This is a genomic window from Bifidobacterium saguini DSM 23967 (assembly GCF_000741715.1).
Taxonomy (GTDB): Bacteria; Actinomycetota; Actinomycetes; order Actinomycetales; family Bifidobacteriaceae; genus Bifidobacterium; species Bifidobacterium saguini.
Genome location: NZ_JGZN01000005.1, coordinates 135298 through 149824, shown reverse-complemented (window position 1 = coordinate 149824; position 14527 = coordinate 135298). Strand labels below are relative to the sequence as shown.

The 14527-nt window shown below is 55.7% G+C and carries 10 protein-coding genes and 2 pseudogenes; 5 read left to right on the top strand and 7 right to left on the bottom strand.

Going from position 1 to position 14527, the window contains the following annotated elements; all coding sequences use genetic code 11:
• Together BISA_RS02815 and BISA_RS02810 are read left to right on the top strand one after the other, a co-directional pair.
• A complete protein-coding gene (locus tag BISA_RS02815; protein WP_033890090.1) occupies positions 1-705 on the top strand; it encodes a response regulator transcription factor in 705 nt (234 codons plus the stop codon).
• 40 nt (positions 706-745) lie between these two features.
• The gene (locus tag BISA_RS02810) at positions 746-1390 is read left to right on the top strand and encodes a GNAT family N-acetyltransferase (protein WP_033890178.1); all 645 of its coding nucleotides are present in this window, start codon (positions 746-748) and stop codon (positions 1388-1390) included.
• Between the two features lie 100 nt (positions 1391-1490).
• Here BISA_RS02810 and acnA read toward each other — a convergent pair.
• Positions 1491-4195 (bottom strand): annotated as a pseudogene (acnA, locus tag BISA_RS11860) (aconitate hydratase AcnA).
• 116 nt (positions 4196-4311) lie between these two features.
• Positions 4312-6822: a cation-translocating P-type ATPase gene (locus BISA_RS02800; RefSeq protein ID WP_033890089.1), complete on the bottom strand. Its 2511-nt coding sequence runs from the start codon at positions 6820-6822 to the stop codon at positions 4312-4314.
• A gap of 178 nt (positions 6823-7000) precedes the next feature.
• On the opposite strand from BISA_RS02800, the gene BISA_RS02795 reads away from it, so the two are divergent.
• Positions 7001-7309 carry a DUF2089 family protein gene (locus BISA_RS02795; protein WP_033890088.1) on the top strand — a complete coding sequence of 103 codons (309 nt, stop codon included), beginning with the start codon at positions 7001-7003 and terminating at the stop codon, positions 7307-7309.
• Positions 7306-7647, top strand: coding sequence for a hypothetical protein (locus BISA_RS02790; protein WP_033890087.1), 342 nt, complete (start codon positions 7306-7308; stop codon positions 7645-7647). Before BISA_RS02795 ends, BISA_RS02790 begins: the two co-directional genes overlap by 4 nt.
• A gap of 55 nt (positions 7648-7702) precedes the next feature.
• On the opposite strand, the gene BISA_RS02785 is transcribed toward BISA_RS02790, so the two are convergent.
• The 4 genes and pseudogenes from BISA_RS02785 to BISA_RS02770 all read right to left on the bottom strand — a co-directional run bounded on the left by BISA_RS02785 (position 7703) and on the right by BISA_RS02770 (position 11216).
• The gene (locus BISA_RS02785) at positions 7703-8338 is read right to left on the bottom strand and encodes a type 1 periplasmic-binding domain-containing protein (protein ID WP_033890177.1); all 636 of its coding nucleotides are present in this window, start codon (positions 8336-8338) and stop codon (positions 7703-7705) included.
• A 10-nt stretch (positions 8339-8348) separates the two neighbouring features.
• The gene (locus BISA_RS02780; protein WP_033890086.1) at positions 8349-9605 is read right to left on the bottom strand and encodes a class I SAM-dependent RNA methyltransferase; all 1257 of its coding nucleotides are present in this window, start codon (positions 9603-9605) and stop codon (positions 8349-8351) included.
• Positions 9605-10368: pseudogene (locus BISA_RS11855) on the bottom strand (DUF3159 domain-containing protein). The gene BISA_RS02780 and the pseudogene BISA_RS11855 overlap by 1 nt, the downstream one beginning before the upstream one ends.
• Positions 10365-11216: a DUF3710 domain-containing protein gene (locus BISA_RS02770; protein WP_033890085.1), complete on the bottom strand. Its 852-nt coding sequence runs from the start codon at positions 11214-11216 to the stop codon at positions 10365-10367. Before BISA_RS02770 ends, BISA_RS11855 begins: the two are co-directional and overlap by 4 nt.
• Positions 11217-11366: 150 nt before the next feature.
• Here BISA_RS02770 and BISA_RS02765 point away from each other — a divergent pair, with 150 nt between their 5' ends.
• A complete protein-coding gene (locus BISA_RS02765; RefSeq protein WP_033890084.1) occupies positions 11367-12227 on the top strand; it encodes an exodeoxyribonuclease III in 861 nt (286 codons plus the stop codon).
• A gap of 268 nt (positions 12228-12495) precedes the next feature.
• Here BISA_RS02765 and BISA_RS02760 read toward each other — a convergent pair whose 3' ends face one another.
• The gene (locus BISA_RS02760; protein WP_033890083.1) at positions 12496-14511 is read right to left on the bottom strand and encodes a dipeptide ABC transporter ATP-binding protein; all 2016 of its coding nucleotides are present in this window, start codon (positions 14509-14511) and stop codon (positions 12496-12498) included.
• Between the last annotated feature and the right edge of the window lie 16 nt (positions 14512-14527).

Genomic DNA, 14527 nt, shown 5'->3' with positions numbered 1-14527 from the left:
ATGGCTAACGTGAGTGAGAAGAACAACGGCACCGACTCCCCTACCATTCGTGTGAGCGTCATTGATGATGATCCTATGATTTGCCAAGCCATGAGCTTGATTCTCAATGACTATTCACAAGGGCGCATCACCGTTGTTTCTACATCATATGATGGCTCTTCCTGTGTGGATCGGGCACGCGAGGAGCATCCGGATGTGGTGTTGATGGATATTGCCATGCCCGGCATGGATGGCATCGAAGCGACTCGTCAGTTGCGTAGCCTCTCCCCCGCCCCGCATGTGCTGATTCTGACATCGTTGAGCCCGTCCGGCACGGTAGAGCGTGCGGTGGAGGCAGGTGCGGAAGGATTCATTTCAAAAACGGATGCGCCGGATGAGATTATTCAACGCATTATCGCGGTATGCGGAGGAGCCCCACAATTCAATACTGCCAGTCAGAAACAGCTCATCGATGATTTGAGTTCGTCCCAGCCGCATGCTCGTCGAGATGAGGCGCGAGACCTGCTCAATACGCTGCCCGAGCGCGAGCGCGAAGCTGTGCTGCTGGCTGCGGAAGGCTACACCAATGCCGAAATAGCCGCTCGCATGTTCATTTCGGAACGTACCGCCAAGGCACATCTTTCTTCCGCTGCAGACAAGCTCAATATGGGCCGTGTACAGATGGCGCGATTGGTGGAACGGGCTGACCTGCCGGCTCGATTGTGAGGTCTAAGGAAGTCACGATACGTAAGGCATAATGGATTGCATGAGTGAAATTGTGACTATACGCCCTTTGCACCGTGATGATTACCCTGCATTGATTGATTTGGTGCGCCGCACCTGGTACGCCGAGTTCGATGAGCGCACCGGATTGATTGCAGCAGAAGCCGATTGGGAAAACTGTCTGGCACGCACTACCGACGCTTACACTGCACTGCAAAATGGCAAACCAGTAGCATTGATCCTCGGCCGTATCGACGCACATGATGAACGCGGCGCATGGAACCGTCACAAGCGTAATTACCTTAAAGGCTTGATGCGTTTGGTACCAATCAAAGAAGGTATCAAAGCTATTCACGAAATCGTTGGCATTCTTGCCATTGATCGCCAACTGACTCATAAGGCCCACAAATCCGGGCATGACTATGCGGCTGAAGTGGTGTTGTTCGTGCTCGCCCCTGAAGCACGCGGTCTGGGCCTTGGCAAGCGTATGTTCCGTAAGCTGATTGCTGATTTCCGCGCATCCGGGCTGAGTAAGTACTTCCTGTATACCGATACCACTTGTAACGTGGGCTTCTACGAGCACACCGGCTTGCAGCAGATTGCAGCCATCACTCTGCCGGCCTCCCGAATCCATGAGGAAAGCATGTCCTTCTACCTGTATGAGGGCATAATCCCATCTCAAGCCTGAGATAGATTCAATATAAAACGTTGAGGCCGATACCTTATATGGCATCAGCCTCAACGTTCTTCTCATGCAGCGTTGGTAGAGAACGAGTCCCTATAAAGCGTTACTTCATGAGGTTGCGCAACACATACTGGAGAATGCCGCCATTGCGGTAATAGTCCGCCTCACCAGGCGTATCGATACGCACCACAGCGTCGAATTCGGTCCTGGAGCCGTCCGCGTGCGTGGCGGTGACGTGCACGGTCTTCGGCGTGCTGCCGGAGTTGAGCTCCTCCACTCCATTAATGTCATAGGTTTCCGTGCCGTTCAATCCCAGCGTCTCATAGGATTCGCCTTCAGGGAATTGCAGCGGCAGCACACCCATGCCAATCAGGTTGGAGCGGTGGATACGCTCGAAGCTTTCGGTAATCACGCTTTGACGCCAAGCATCAGCGTGCCTTTGGCCGCCCAGTCGCGGGAGGACCCAGTGCCGTATTCCTTGCCGGCGAGCACCACCAACGGCGTGCCTGCAGCCTTGTAGTTGAGCGAGGCATCGAAGATCGTAGACGGCTTGCCGGTGGTGAAATCATAGGTGAAACCGCCGGGCGTAACCTCTTCGCCCACGGAGGCGAGCAGCTGATTACGCAGACGGATGTTGCCGAACGTGCCACGCACCATAACCTCGTGGTTGCCGCGGCGTGAACCATAAGAGTTGAAGTTCTTCGGTGCCACGCCATGCTCAGTCAGGTATTTGCCAGCCGGGCTGGAAGCCTTGAATGCGCCTGCCGGAGAAATGTGGTCAGTGGTCACGGAGTCGCCGAGCAGAGCGAGCACACGGGCACCATGAATATCCTTGACCGGATCCGGCTGGGCCTTCATGCCGTCGAAGAAGGTCTGCTTGCGCACGTAGGTGGAGTTCTCATCCCACTGGAAGAGTTCACCTTCCGGCACGTCCAACCCCTTCCAACGGTGGTCACCGTCAAACACGGAGGCGTAATCCTTCAGGAACATTTCACGGCTGACCGTGCCATCCACCACGGCTGCGACTTCTGCGTTGGTGGGCCAGATGTCCTTCAAATAGACATCGTTACCGTCCTTGTCTTTGCCGAGTGGCTGAGTGGCGAAGTCGAAGTCCATCGTGCCGGCGAGTGCGTAGGCGATGACGAGCGGCGGGGAGGCCAGATAGTTCATCTTGACGTCCGGGCTGATGCGACCTTCGAAGTTACGGTTGCCGGAAAGCACGGCGGTGACGGTCAAGTCGTTCTCGTTGATGGCCTTGGAAATCTCAGGCAGCAACGGGCCGGAGTTGCCGATGCAGGTTGCGCAGCCGAAACCGACGAGCTGGTAGCCCAAGGCATCGAGATCATCCTGCAGGCCAGCAGCCTTCAAGTAGTCGGCCACCACTTGGGAGCCCGGAGCCAGCGAGGTCTTGACCCACGGCTTCGGCTTCAGACCCAGCGCGTGCGCGTTGCGGGCGATCAGACCGGCGGCGATCATCACGGACGGGTTGGAAGTGTTGGTGCAGGAGGTGATGGAGGCGATGGCCACATCACCGTTGGTCAGGTCGAAGTCACCACGGAAGTCGGTGGAGACGGCAACCGGCTCCTTGACTGTTTTTTCGGTTTCGTAAGCCGGCAGGGTCTTTTCGAACATGCTCTTGGATTCGGAGAGCAGGATGCGGTCTTGCGGGCGCTTCGGACCGGCGATGGATGGCTTGACGGTGGAAAGGTCAAGTTCCTCGTATTCGGAGTACTGCGGTTCCACGTAATTCGGATCGGATGCGTCGCCCCACAGCTTGTTGGCCTTGGCGTAGGCTTCGACCAAAGCAACCTGCTCATCGGAGCGACCGGTGAGCTTCAGGTAATCAAGAGTGACCTGGTCAATGGGGAAGATACCACAAGTGGAGCCGAATTCAGGGCCCATGTTGCCGATGGTGGCGCGGTTGGCGAGCGGCACGGAGGCGATGCCTTCGCCGTAGAATTCCACGAACTTGCCGACCACGCCATGCTTGCGCAGCATATCAGTGATGGTCAGCACCACGTCGGTGGCGGTAACACCTTCCGGGATGGAACCGGTGAGCTTGAAACCGACCACGCGAGGTACAAGCATGGAAATCGGCTGGCCAAGCATGGCGGCTTCGGCTTCGATGCCGCCAACGCCCCAGCCGAGTACGCCGAGACCGTTTTCGGTGGTGGTGTGGGAGTCGGTGCCCACGCAGGAATCAAGGTAGGCGAGCTGGCGGCCATCATGCAGACCGGAGTCCTTGCTCATCACCACTTTGGCCAGGTATTCGATGTTGACCTGGTGGATGATGCCGGTTCCCGGCGGCACCACACGGAAGTTCTTAAACGCCTGCTGGCCCCAACGCAGGAACTGGTAGCGTTCGCCATTGCGCTGATATTCAATGTCCATGTTCTGCTGCACAGCGTCAGCGATGCCGTACTTGTCGATTTGCACGGAGTGATCGATGACCATGTCGGATTGCACCTGTGGGTTGATGACCTCAGGATCGCCGCCAAGGTCCTTCACCGCATCACGCATAGTGGCCAAATCCACAATGCAGGGCACGCCGGTGAAGTCCTGCATGATGACTCGTGACGGGGTGAACTGAATCTCATGGCTCGGCTGGGCTGCCGGATCCCAGTTCAGCAAGGTCTTGACATGCTCATCGGTGATGTTAGCGCCGTCAATGTTACGTACCAGATTCTCTACGAGTACCTTCAACGAATAAGGTAGGTGATCGATACCGTCAAGATTGGCGATGTTGTAATAATCGAAGTCCTTGCCAGCGGCCTTGAGCGTCGCCAGTTGATCGTCACGTAAGGACATATTGCCTCCGAAATCATATATCGGCTTATGTGCCGCTGATTATCCCCTTCAAATGGTACGGGTACGTTACTTTACCTCTGGCGTGTCGGCTTAAAACGTGAGACAATATGCGCCTTTTAAACAGCAAATCCATGCCTGCGCAGCACACTGGCAACTGCATGGCCGGCAAGCGGAACCAACCATAGACACAACGCGAAAATCACAGCAGCACTTACCAGCGCAATCACGGTGGCCAGCAATGTAGCACCTGTTGGAATCATCAGTGCGAAGAACTGTGCGACGAATGGGATGAACGCGCCAATCACGCCCGCTGCAGCGAACACGGCAACCAATGCACCGCGCCAGCTGTTGAGCGGCTGAGCCACGCGAGCCAACACAAACACACCCATCACAAACAAAATGATGGCACTTGTGGCTCGTTGAGCAGCGAGATCCGCATCATTGGCCATAACATTCCATCCCATGATGCTCGGAAGCGACCAAGCCGCCGCAAGCACAGACAGTGCCGTGGCGATGCCGCCAGGCAACGCGAACTTCACCACGCGCTTCAGGAATCCCGGAATATAGCGACGGGTATTAGGCGCCAACGCCAGGATGAATGCCGGCATGCCAATGGTGAGTGCGCCAATGTAGGTGATATGCCGCGGCAGATACGGGTATGGAATCTGCGTCAACACCACACCAAGCGAAATCAAAGCCGAATACACGGTTTTCACCAAGAACAGGCTGGCCACACGCTCCATATTGGCCATCACCTGACGGCCTCGAGCCACCACATCCGGCAGATGGGAGAATTTGGAATCAACGAGCACCACTTGCGCCACTGCTTTGGTGGCGGGCGCGGCATTGCCCATAGCAATACCTAAATCGGCTTCTTTGATGGCGAGCGCGTCATTAACGCCATCGCCGGTCATGGCCACCACATGGCCTTGCGCATGCAACGCCTCGACAATCGCCTTCTTCTGATTCGGCAGCACTCGGCCGAGCACGTCCACGTTTTCCAGTACGCGCGCCAGTTCGTTCACATCGTCCGGCAGTTTGCGCGCATCCATTGATACAGGCGTGCGGTCACCGGTGAGCCTGACCTTGCGGGCAATCGCGCCGACGGTCACTGGACTATCGCCTGAAATCACACGGCAACGTACTCCTTGTTCGCGGAACCATGCGAGCGTCTGCTCGGCGTCACCGCGAATCTGTTCGGCGCACAATACCAAAGCAACAGGCTTGGCATGTGGATCGAGTCGGGGACTATCAGTAGCCTCAGTGCCCTCTGATGAACGAGTTGCCGACGCAGCCGACTGAGGAAGAGACCTTGCAACCAGCAACACACGATTGCCGTCATTGGCGTAATCGTTGACCCGGCTCAGCACATCCGCATAGTCTCTGTCAAGAGCCGAAAGTATCACTTCCGGAGCACCCATAGTCCAAACGCCATCAGACTTGACTACCGCACTCCACTTGCGAGCTGACGAGAATGGTACTCGTTCAGCAACCTGCCCAGGCTTATAACCCTGAGATTGCAATCCTGTCAGCACAGCCTTGCCGGTGCCATTCGGCTGCTCCTCGTTGCAGCAGTCATACAATGCCTGTGTTGCCGTTCGCTGAGCATCCGTGTCAGCCGCGGAATCCAGCATAATCATCCTGTTAAACGCAATAACGCCATCCGTAATGGTACCGGTTTTATCCAAATTCAATGCGTCCACGCGGGCAAGCGTCTCTACGGATTCAAGCTCCTGTACCAATGTGTTGTGCCGAGCAAGCCGCATGGCCGCTACGGCAAAGTTCAGAGACGTCAGCAGCACCAGACCTTCAGGAATCATGCCTACCACACCGGCGACCGCGGAAACCACGGCCCCGCGCCATTCACCCGTGGCGATGGCATGGTTCCAGCCGCCAACCGCATGAACCTGCGAAAGAATCAGCAGCACGCACAGCGGCACCACCAAAAAGGTCATGAATTTCAAAATCGTGTTAATGCCTTTGTTCAGGTCAGACACGGTTTTCTTATACACCTTGGCCTGAGCGGTGAGCGTGGCGGCATATGAGTGGCTGCCTACGGCATTGACTTTCACCAATGCCATGCCGGAAACGGCTGTTGCACCGGAATAAACCTGCTCCCCAACTTTGTGGCGTACCGTGCGCGATTCGCCGGTGAGCATCGATTCGTCGAGTTCCAGACCCCAGGTTTCGACTATCTGCCCGTCTGCTGGAATCTGTTCGCCGGAGCGAATCCACAGTAGATCGCCAAGCACGATTTTATTGTGCGGCACTTCAACGTTCTTGTCGTCGCGTCGAACCAAAAAATCGGAGGCCACAAGAATGGAGAGCTTGTCCAACGTTCGTTTGGCCTTTAGCTCAGTGACGATGCCGATGCCCGTGTTGATGATGATGACAAAACCGAATACCGAATCTTTCCACGATCCGGTGAGCAGCACCATCACCATTGCCGCGAAAATGAGACCGTTGAACAACGTGAACACATTGGCCCGAACGATATCTTTGACCGACCGTGACGTGGAGGTTTTCACCGCGTTCGATTGGCCGCTTTCCATACGTTGCGACACTTCTTTGGAGCTCAGACCGGTTTCGCTGACCCCAGGCATGTTCACGGTTGCTGTTGCACTCATGCCTCCAGCCTACCGTCCTAAAACTCACAATCCGCTACGACTCAGGGATGATTCAAATGATTTCGTAGACGAGAAACCACTAATTTTATCTGTTCGTATCTTTTATTACGTTTGATTTTTAATAATCTTAAGTTTATAATTAATTTTATTAAACATTCTCTATATCGAAGGAGGATGAATGGATTCGACGATGATTCCACCGTGGATGACAAACCTTGATGACGAGGACATGATGTTCATCAAACGATTTCTTCTCGCCTCAGGTTCGATGAAGGAAGTCGCCTCACAGTACGGCGTCTCCTACCCCACCGTCAGGCTCCGGCTCGATAGGCTCATCCAGAAAATCCAACTTGGTGAGCAAATCGAGAACGAACCGTATATCGCACTGATCAAGCGACTCGCGGTCGATGACAAACTCGACTTCGACACCGCCAAGATCCTTATCACTGAATATCGCAAGCAACTCAAGCAAGGAGAATCATCATGAGCGCCTCTGCAGTATTTTTTGCAGTGTTCCTTGTGCTGCTTATCGCCGCCTGCATCGGCTTCATTGTCTTGCAGGTCAAGCTTTCAAAGATGGACAGCAAATGGCCCGGTCTGGTATTGCCTGCCATTACGCTTCTACTGTCTATCGCGGCGGCAATGAACGTTTTCGCCGGCAGCGCCTACACTGGCAACAATCTATGGAACATAATCCTGGTCGCGTCCGTCGCATTCCTATCCGAGAATGTGTCCACCGTTGTATTGGCAGGTATTTATCTCTATCAGCGCGACAAAATCAAGCGTCGCGCCGAACTTGCCCATATGAGCGTGCAGGATTTGTAAGTTGCACTAACCTTTCGCTCACGTCATTATCGCCGTATCGACCGTTTTCGCCCAATTATGAGACGGTTGATACGGCGATTGAGCGCTCATGGGGTTCATCACGGATGATGCTCACCGCGGCATCGCCGATGGCAACAGCACCAGCATCGCGATCATTGATCGTCAGCGTGGCCGCATACAAAGTCTCGTCCCGAGGAACGGACTGCGGATTGAGCAGAGCTACGGGAATGCCGGCCTGCCGAACAGTGGTCAGCGTTTGATGCCATCCATCACGATTGGTATCGGTGACATTGATGCCGCTGATGATTACCAGACTCACCGGCCGGTTCAGGAAATCCTCTACTGCATGTTGTGCGGTGGTATCCTCAGCACTTTGTTGTGTGGATTGCGAATCTTCTCCGTCAGGCTGATTGATGTTCTGTCCGGATTCGCTATCCGCGTCTGTACTGCCAAGAGAAGCATAGAAAACACTAATGCCAGCATCAGCGAGCGCGTCCAGGGCCATCTTGTCTGCAGCTGAATCTTCAGAGCCAACCAGCCCGATGGACATATCCGAAACATGGATTGAATCATGGGCGATTTGCGATGCTTGATCCTGTGTATCGCCCACCGCATGACCAACTGGCGTACAAGCGGTGAGCGATAGCAAAGCAGTCAGGCACAGTGCTGCGCCAATGATTCGATGGTTCATGGTTCGCATATTAGCGGGTGAACAGAGCCACAGTTTCCACATGGTGCGTCATCGGGTAGATGTCGAATGCTCGAATATCCTGCAGCTGGTAACCTTCGGCAATAAGCGTGGCGGTATCGCGCGCAAGGCTGGTGGGATCGCAGGCAATATAAACAACATTGGCGGCACCAGAAGCCGCTATCTGGCGGCAGACCTTGGCTTTGGCTCCTGCGCGAGGCGGATCGAGCACTACCACATCCGGCTTGGCAAGATTGGCGGGAACGTGGTTCAACGTGCGGGAAACGTCGCCTATACGGGCATCCACATTGGTCAATCCCATCGCGCGCAGATTACGCTGCGCGTTCTTGACGGCCACGGGTGCGCCTTCCACACTGAACATATGCGTACGTTCGCCGGTCAATGTGGCCAGAGGCAAAGTGAACAGACCGGAGCCGGAGTAGAGATCCCAGATTACCGGATCCGCCTTGCCTTGAAGTTGATTATTGACCAAATCAATCACATGGGAGACGAGCGCGATGGGAGCCCCACGATGCATTTGCCAGAAACCGCCAGCATCCACATGATAAGTGAACATCGACCCGTTTACCGGCACCTGTTCGGTCAATAGCTGGCTGCCTGAGCGCAGTTCACCGTCAACCAGTACTGCATAATCATTGGCCAGTGCCTGCTCACCGCGAGGTTCAGGAACCGATAGTCTGATTTGCGAGCCCGGCTCGAATCCACCATCCCAGATATGTTCCTGATCGGCAATATGCAACAAAGTCTGACTGGCCAGAGGCATGGTATCGATGGCCACGCGATGATGCGTGCCACGGCGACGCATGGATGGCCGTCCCTGCTCGTCAACAATCATCTCGATACGAGTGCGCCAGTGAAGACCTCCCAGCTCCTCATCGCCGGCAATACGCTCCACAGGAACCGCAACATTCACATGCCCAAGACGGCTCATCTGTTCGGAAACAGTGATGGCTTTCCAACGAATCTGGCCAGGTAACGACACATGTACAAGGTCGGCTCCGCCTACTCCCCCGCCCATAGCCAACGGGCCGGCAAGCGGCCATGCCGGAGTGACGCGATCAGGCGAAGGCTCAAGTACATCAACCACTTCACCGGTCCAGAAACGGTCGTCACGGTCATGAGGCTCATCCAATTCGATGCGCAGCAGTTCGCCGGGCAAAGCGAAGCGCACGAATACCACGCGACCATCAATATGGGCCACGCAGCGGCCTTGATCGGCATATCGTTCGATCCGGACCTCAGCTTGCATCAATTGTCCTTTCCTGCTTCATTCGGATTCAATTCGCCAGCATTACCAGTTTCTGCGTTGTTTGCTGCTTGTTGTGCCAGAACCTTATGCCGATGCATGGGGGTGGCAATGATCAGATAGCTCACCCAGATGGCCAGAGCCAGAATGGGATGCCCATCAGCAAACGAGTGACACCGAGGGCTGCCACATGATCAGTCAAATACAAGGGAACTTGTACAAGCAAACGCAGCACGAACAGTCCGGTCCACAATCCGGTGACAACCATGTACGCGCGCTTAAGAGCCTGATCGTTCATCCAATCATCGAACCATGCTTTGAACTGTTCGGTCGGCAGACTGCGGATGAATTCCACGACCAAGCCCAAACCGGGAACGCGAGCAATCAGCGAAATCGTAAGCAATACAGCATAAGCAGCATTGGTAATGAACCCGAATACGTAATAATTGCGCGCCTCATGCGTCTGCCATGCCCAAATAAGGCAGATGCCCACAGCAATCAAACCGGAGACGGCTCCCATCACCGACTGTCGTTGAACCAACCGAGCGATAACCTGCAACACCGCAAGTACAGCGGATACCGCGATGGTCAGGTTCAGATTGCTCGTGGCCACGAACAGCACGACGAACACCACGCCGGGCAGCATGGATTCCACAACTCCGCGAGGACCGCCGATGGCATCGATAACGGAGAAATCCTCCGCATCATTGCCAGCGTCGGCCAGCGCGGATAGACCGGTACGTTTCTTCTGCTCTGCCAAGGTCAGCGAACTTCGGAGAACATCGGGCCACGAGCCAGCGTGGTCTTAACCTCAGTGGTCTGGTCCTGGCTCAGCGGACCCTTTGGCTTGTTATCCGGAATGTCCTTGAAGTGTTCCTTACCGTCCTGGCCTTCGGCCTCGGCAGCGGCCTTGGCGGCCTTTCGCTCTGCCGGAGCGACCGGCGGATGCATAGGAATCAGATCGCGCGGAGCGAGCGGCTCTTCACCGCGTTCCACCACGATATCCGCAAAGAACTTGTTCAAGGCACGGGTCTCCGGGCTATCCGGATCCACTGCTGCCCTACCGGAAAAGATGCCACGCAGCATCCAGCGAGGGCCATCCACGCCAACGATACGGGTGTTGACAACCTTGCCACCCTTGACATTCACTGGCAGCTTCAGCTCAGTGCCAAACACGCCTTCGGCTTCGGATGCGTTCTTGTTGGCTTCCAACAGGTCGGCACGCACGTCATCCCACAGACCCATAGTCTTCGGAGCGGCAAATGCTTCGATTTCCAAACTGGATGCACCATAAGTAATGGTGGAACCCAACACCTGCTGAGTGGCGCGGCTGGCCTTGATGCGCAGCTCAATGCCCTTCAGGAACGGCAAATAGTAGGCACCAAGATCCAGATAATCGTCGTAATCCGGAACGTCTTCGTCGTTCACGTCCCACGGGCCACGATCTTCGCCACGACCCTCATATTCGCTGGACGGTTCCGCCAGCACGGTTTCAGCGCTTTCCGCCTTGGCGGCAGCGTTAGCAGCTTCGGCAGCCACCTTGTCTTCATCGACGGTTTCAGCCGGCTCAGCTTCCTTCTTGTCCTTCTTCTTACCGAATCCGAACAGTCCCATAATTCCTCGTTTCATGTAACGGTTGCAACCCTGCTAAGCCTAGCACCCCGCCTCAAAGAAAGCTGAACATTGACGCTACTGATTTGCTTGCAGTAATCATCGCAAACTTCTTGACGTTGATTGGTAGGCGCAAGTGAATACTATGGCCGCATGACCATCACTATTACCACTTCCAATGTCAATGGCTTGCGCGCCGCTGACCGTAAAGGTATCACCACTTGGGCAGGCAGACATACGCCGAATATTTGGTGCATGCAAGAGGTACGAGCACCTCAACCGGATATCGACAAGATTTACGGCAAGCTCGCATTCGAATACGCTCAGGCAGGTGCCATCGAATCAGCTGAGGATTTCACGCTCACCAATGAAATCTGCCGGGTAAAAGGCCGTGCAGGTGTAGCGTTGCTCTCCGATCTGCCAGTTGTTGAACAGCGGTATGGACTGCCTGGATTAAACGATGACGTGGATTCTGGCCGTTGGATTGAAACGGATATTCGCACACCGCAAGGCTATATAATCACCGTGGTCTGCGTCTACGTGCATGCGGGCAATACTGATGATCCGCTCAAAATGGAGCAGAAATACCGTTTTCTCGACACCATGCTGCCGCGTTTAGGTGAACTGCGCGATGAGGCCGCACATGGCGGCAGGCAGGCGGTGCTCTGCGGTGATTTCAATATTGCACACACGCCATTGGATATTAAGAACGCCAAAGCCAATGAAAAGCACGCCGGATTCCTGCCTGAAGAGCGCGCTTACGTTGACAAATGGCTGAATGAATACGAATTCGTTGATGTGATGCGTGACTTGGCGGGCGATATTCAAGGCCCATACACATGGTGGAGTCAGCGCGGCCGAGCATTCGATAACAATGTTGGCTGGCGCATCGACTATCAGTTTGCCACTCCCGAGCTCGCGGAAACCGCTCGCGGATTTGTCATCGACAAAGCACCCACCTACGACCTACGCTGGTCCGACCACGCTCCCCTAACCATCACCTACGACGTGTGATTAATTGCCCTAGTCGTGAGGCCGGTGATGGTTGGGATATGCGTTACTGGACACACTCAAGGCCGTTGGCCAAGCTTACGGTCCAGCAACGCATATCCCAACCATCACCTCCATATCAACCATATACACAATTATTTAGGCATTTCATAATGCAATAAGGCGAAGCCCGGCATACATAGTGACCGACTGTAAGCTTGGCCAAACGGCCTTGAGTGTGTCGGACACTATGTATGCCGGGCTTCGCCGGCAACTGGTTTGAGTTTTACAATCAGTCCAGACCGAGCTGGAGCTTGCCGCCTGGGATGGCGTCAAGCAGGTCTCGGGTGTACTGCTTCTGCGGGTGGTCGAACACCTCATCGGTGGTGGCGTGTTCGACGAGCTTGCCGTGCTGCATCACCACGACTTCGTCTGCAATCTGGCGGACCACAGCCAAATCGTGGGTGATGAACAGGTAGCTCAGACCCTTTTCGGCCTGCAGGTCGTTGAGCAGGTGCAGCACCTGATCCTGAACCAGCACGTCAAGAGCGGAGACGGCCTCGTCGCAGACGATGACATCCGGGTCGAGCGCCATAGCTCGTGCGATGGCGATACGCTGACGCTGGCCACCGGAAAGCTCGTTCGGGTAACGGCCCATCACCGACTGCGGCATTTCCACCATGTCGAGCAGTTCCTTGACACGGTTAGCACGCCACTTGGCGTCACCGATCTTGTGGATACGCAATGGCTCTTCGATGGAACGGTAGATGGAGTACATCGGATCCAGGGAGCCGTACGGGTTCTGGAACACCGGCTGCACATGGCGGCGGAAGTCCAGCAAATCCTTCGAATTGAAGGTCGAAGTGTCGCGGCCTTCGTAGAACACCTTGCCGGAGGTGGGATTCAGCAGGTGGAGCACCATGTTTGCCACGGTGGACTTACCAGAACCGGATTCACCCACGATGGCCAGAGTGGTACCGCGCTTGACGGAGAAGGACACATCATCGACGGCCTTGAACATTTCCTTCTTGCGCGGGAGCTTGAACTCCTTGGTCAGGTGATCGACGGTGATGATGTGCTCGCTCTTTTCGAGCTCGTTCTCGTCGGCGACCTTGTGATCCAGCAGAGCGTCGGCGTTCTCGCCACGTTCCTTGGCGGAGATGATGCGCTGGGAAGCCAGAGACGGAGCTGCAGCCACCAGTCGCTTGGTGTACGGGTGCTGCGGGTGCTGAAGCACTTCCAGAGATGGACCGGATTCAACGACCTGACCCTTGTACATCACGACGATGTGCTGGGCACGCTCAGCGGCGAGGCCCAGATCGTGGGTGATGAACAGCACTGCGGTGCCGAGGGAGTCGGTCAGGTAGTGCAGGTGGTCGAGGATGCGCTTCTGCACGGTCACGTCCAGTGCGGAGGTCGGCTCGTCGGCGATAAGCAGATCGGGGCGGCAAGCCAGACCGATGGCGATCAGTGCACGCTGACGCATACCACCGGAGAACTCGTGCGGGTACTGGCGTGCACGGGTTGCGGCATCCGGCAGACCGGCTTCGGAAAGCAGACCTGCAATACGATCGTCCATGCTGGAACCGGTGACGTACTTCTTGGCCAAGTACCATGCCTGATCGTCGGAAACGCCAGCCTTGATCAGATCATCAGCCACACGCCAACGGGTTTCGGAGCCCGGAACCCATTCGCTTTCAAAACGTGCCACGGCCTTGTCGAAGGCTTCACCGGTCACGCCGGCTTCAGTCAAAGACTTCTTGGCATCTTCCATCAGAGCGGGCAGATCCTTGGAACCAAGGAAGGTCTCATCATCGTTGCCCTTGAGTTCCACGGCTGCGTCTTCGCCGGCCAGAGCCTTGGCGAGGGCGGAGCGCTTCTCGTGGGCCACGTCCATGTTGTTGGCCTTCAGGGCTTCCTTGACCTGGGTGCCGATACGCCACACCGGGTTCAGGTTGCTCATCGGGTCCTGCGGGACCAGACCCATCTTCGTGCCGCGCAACTTGTCGAATTCAGACTGCTTGGCACCGGCGATCTCCTGACCGTCGAGCTTGATGGAGCCACCGACCACATGACCGGTGCCCGGCAGCAAACCGAGCACAGCCATAGCAGAGGTGGACTTGCCGGAACCGGATTCGCCCACGATGGCCACCCACTGACCTGGGTAAACGGTGAAGGAGGAGTTGCGCACGGCGTGCACCGGCTTGCCGGTGTCCGTGGTGAAGTCGACGGCGAGATCCTTGACTTCGAGCAGAGGACCATGCTCTTTCTGCATGGCCAGCATCTGTGCGTTGGAGTTGGTAGTCATAATTATTCCTCTACTC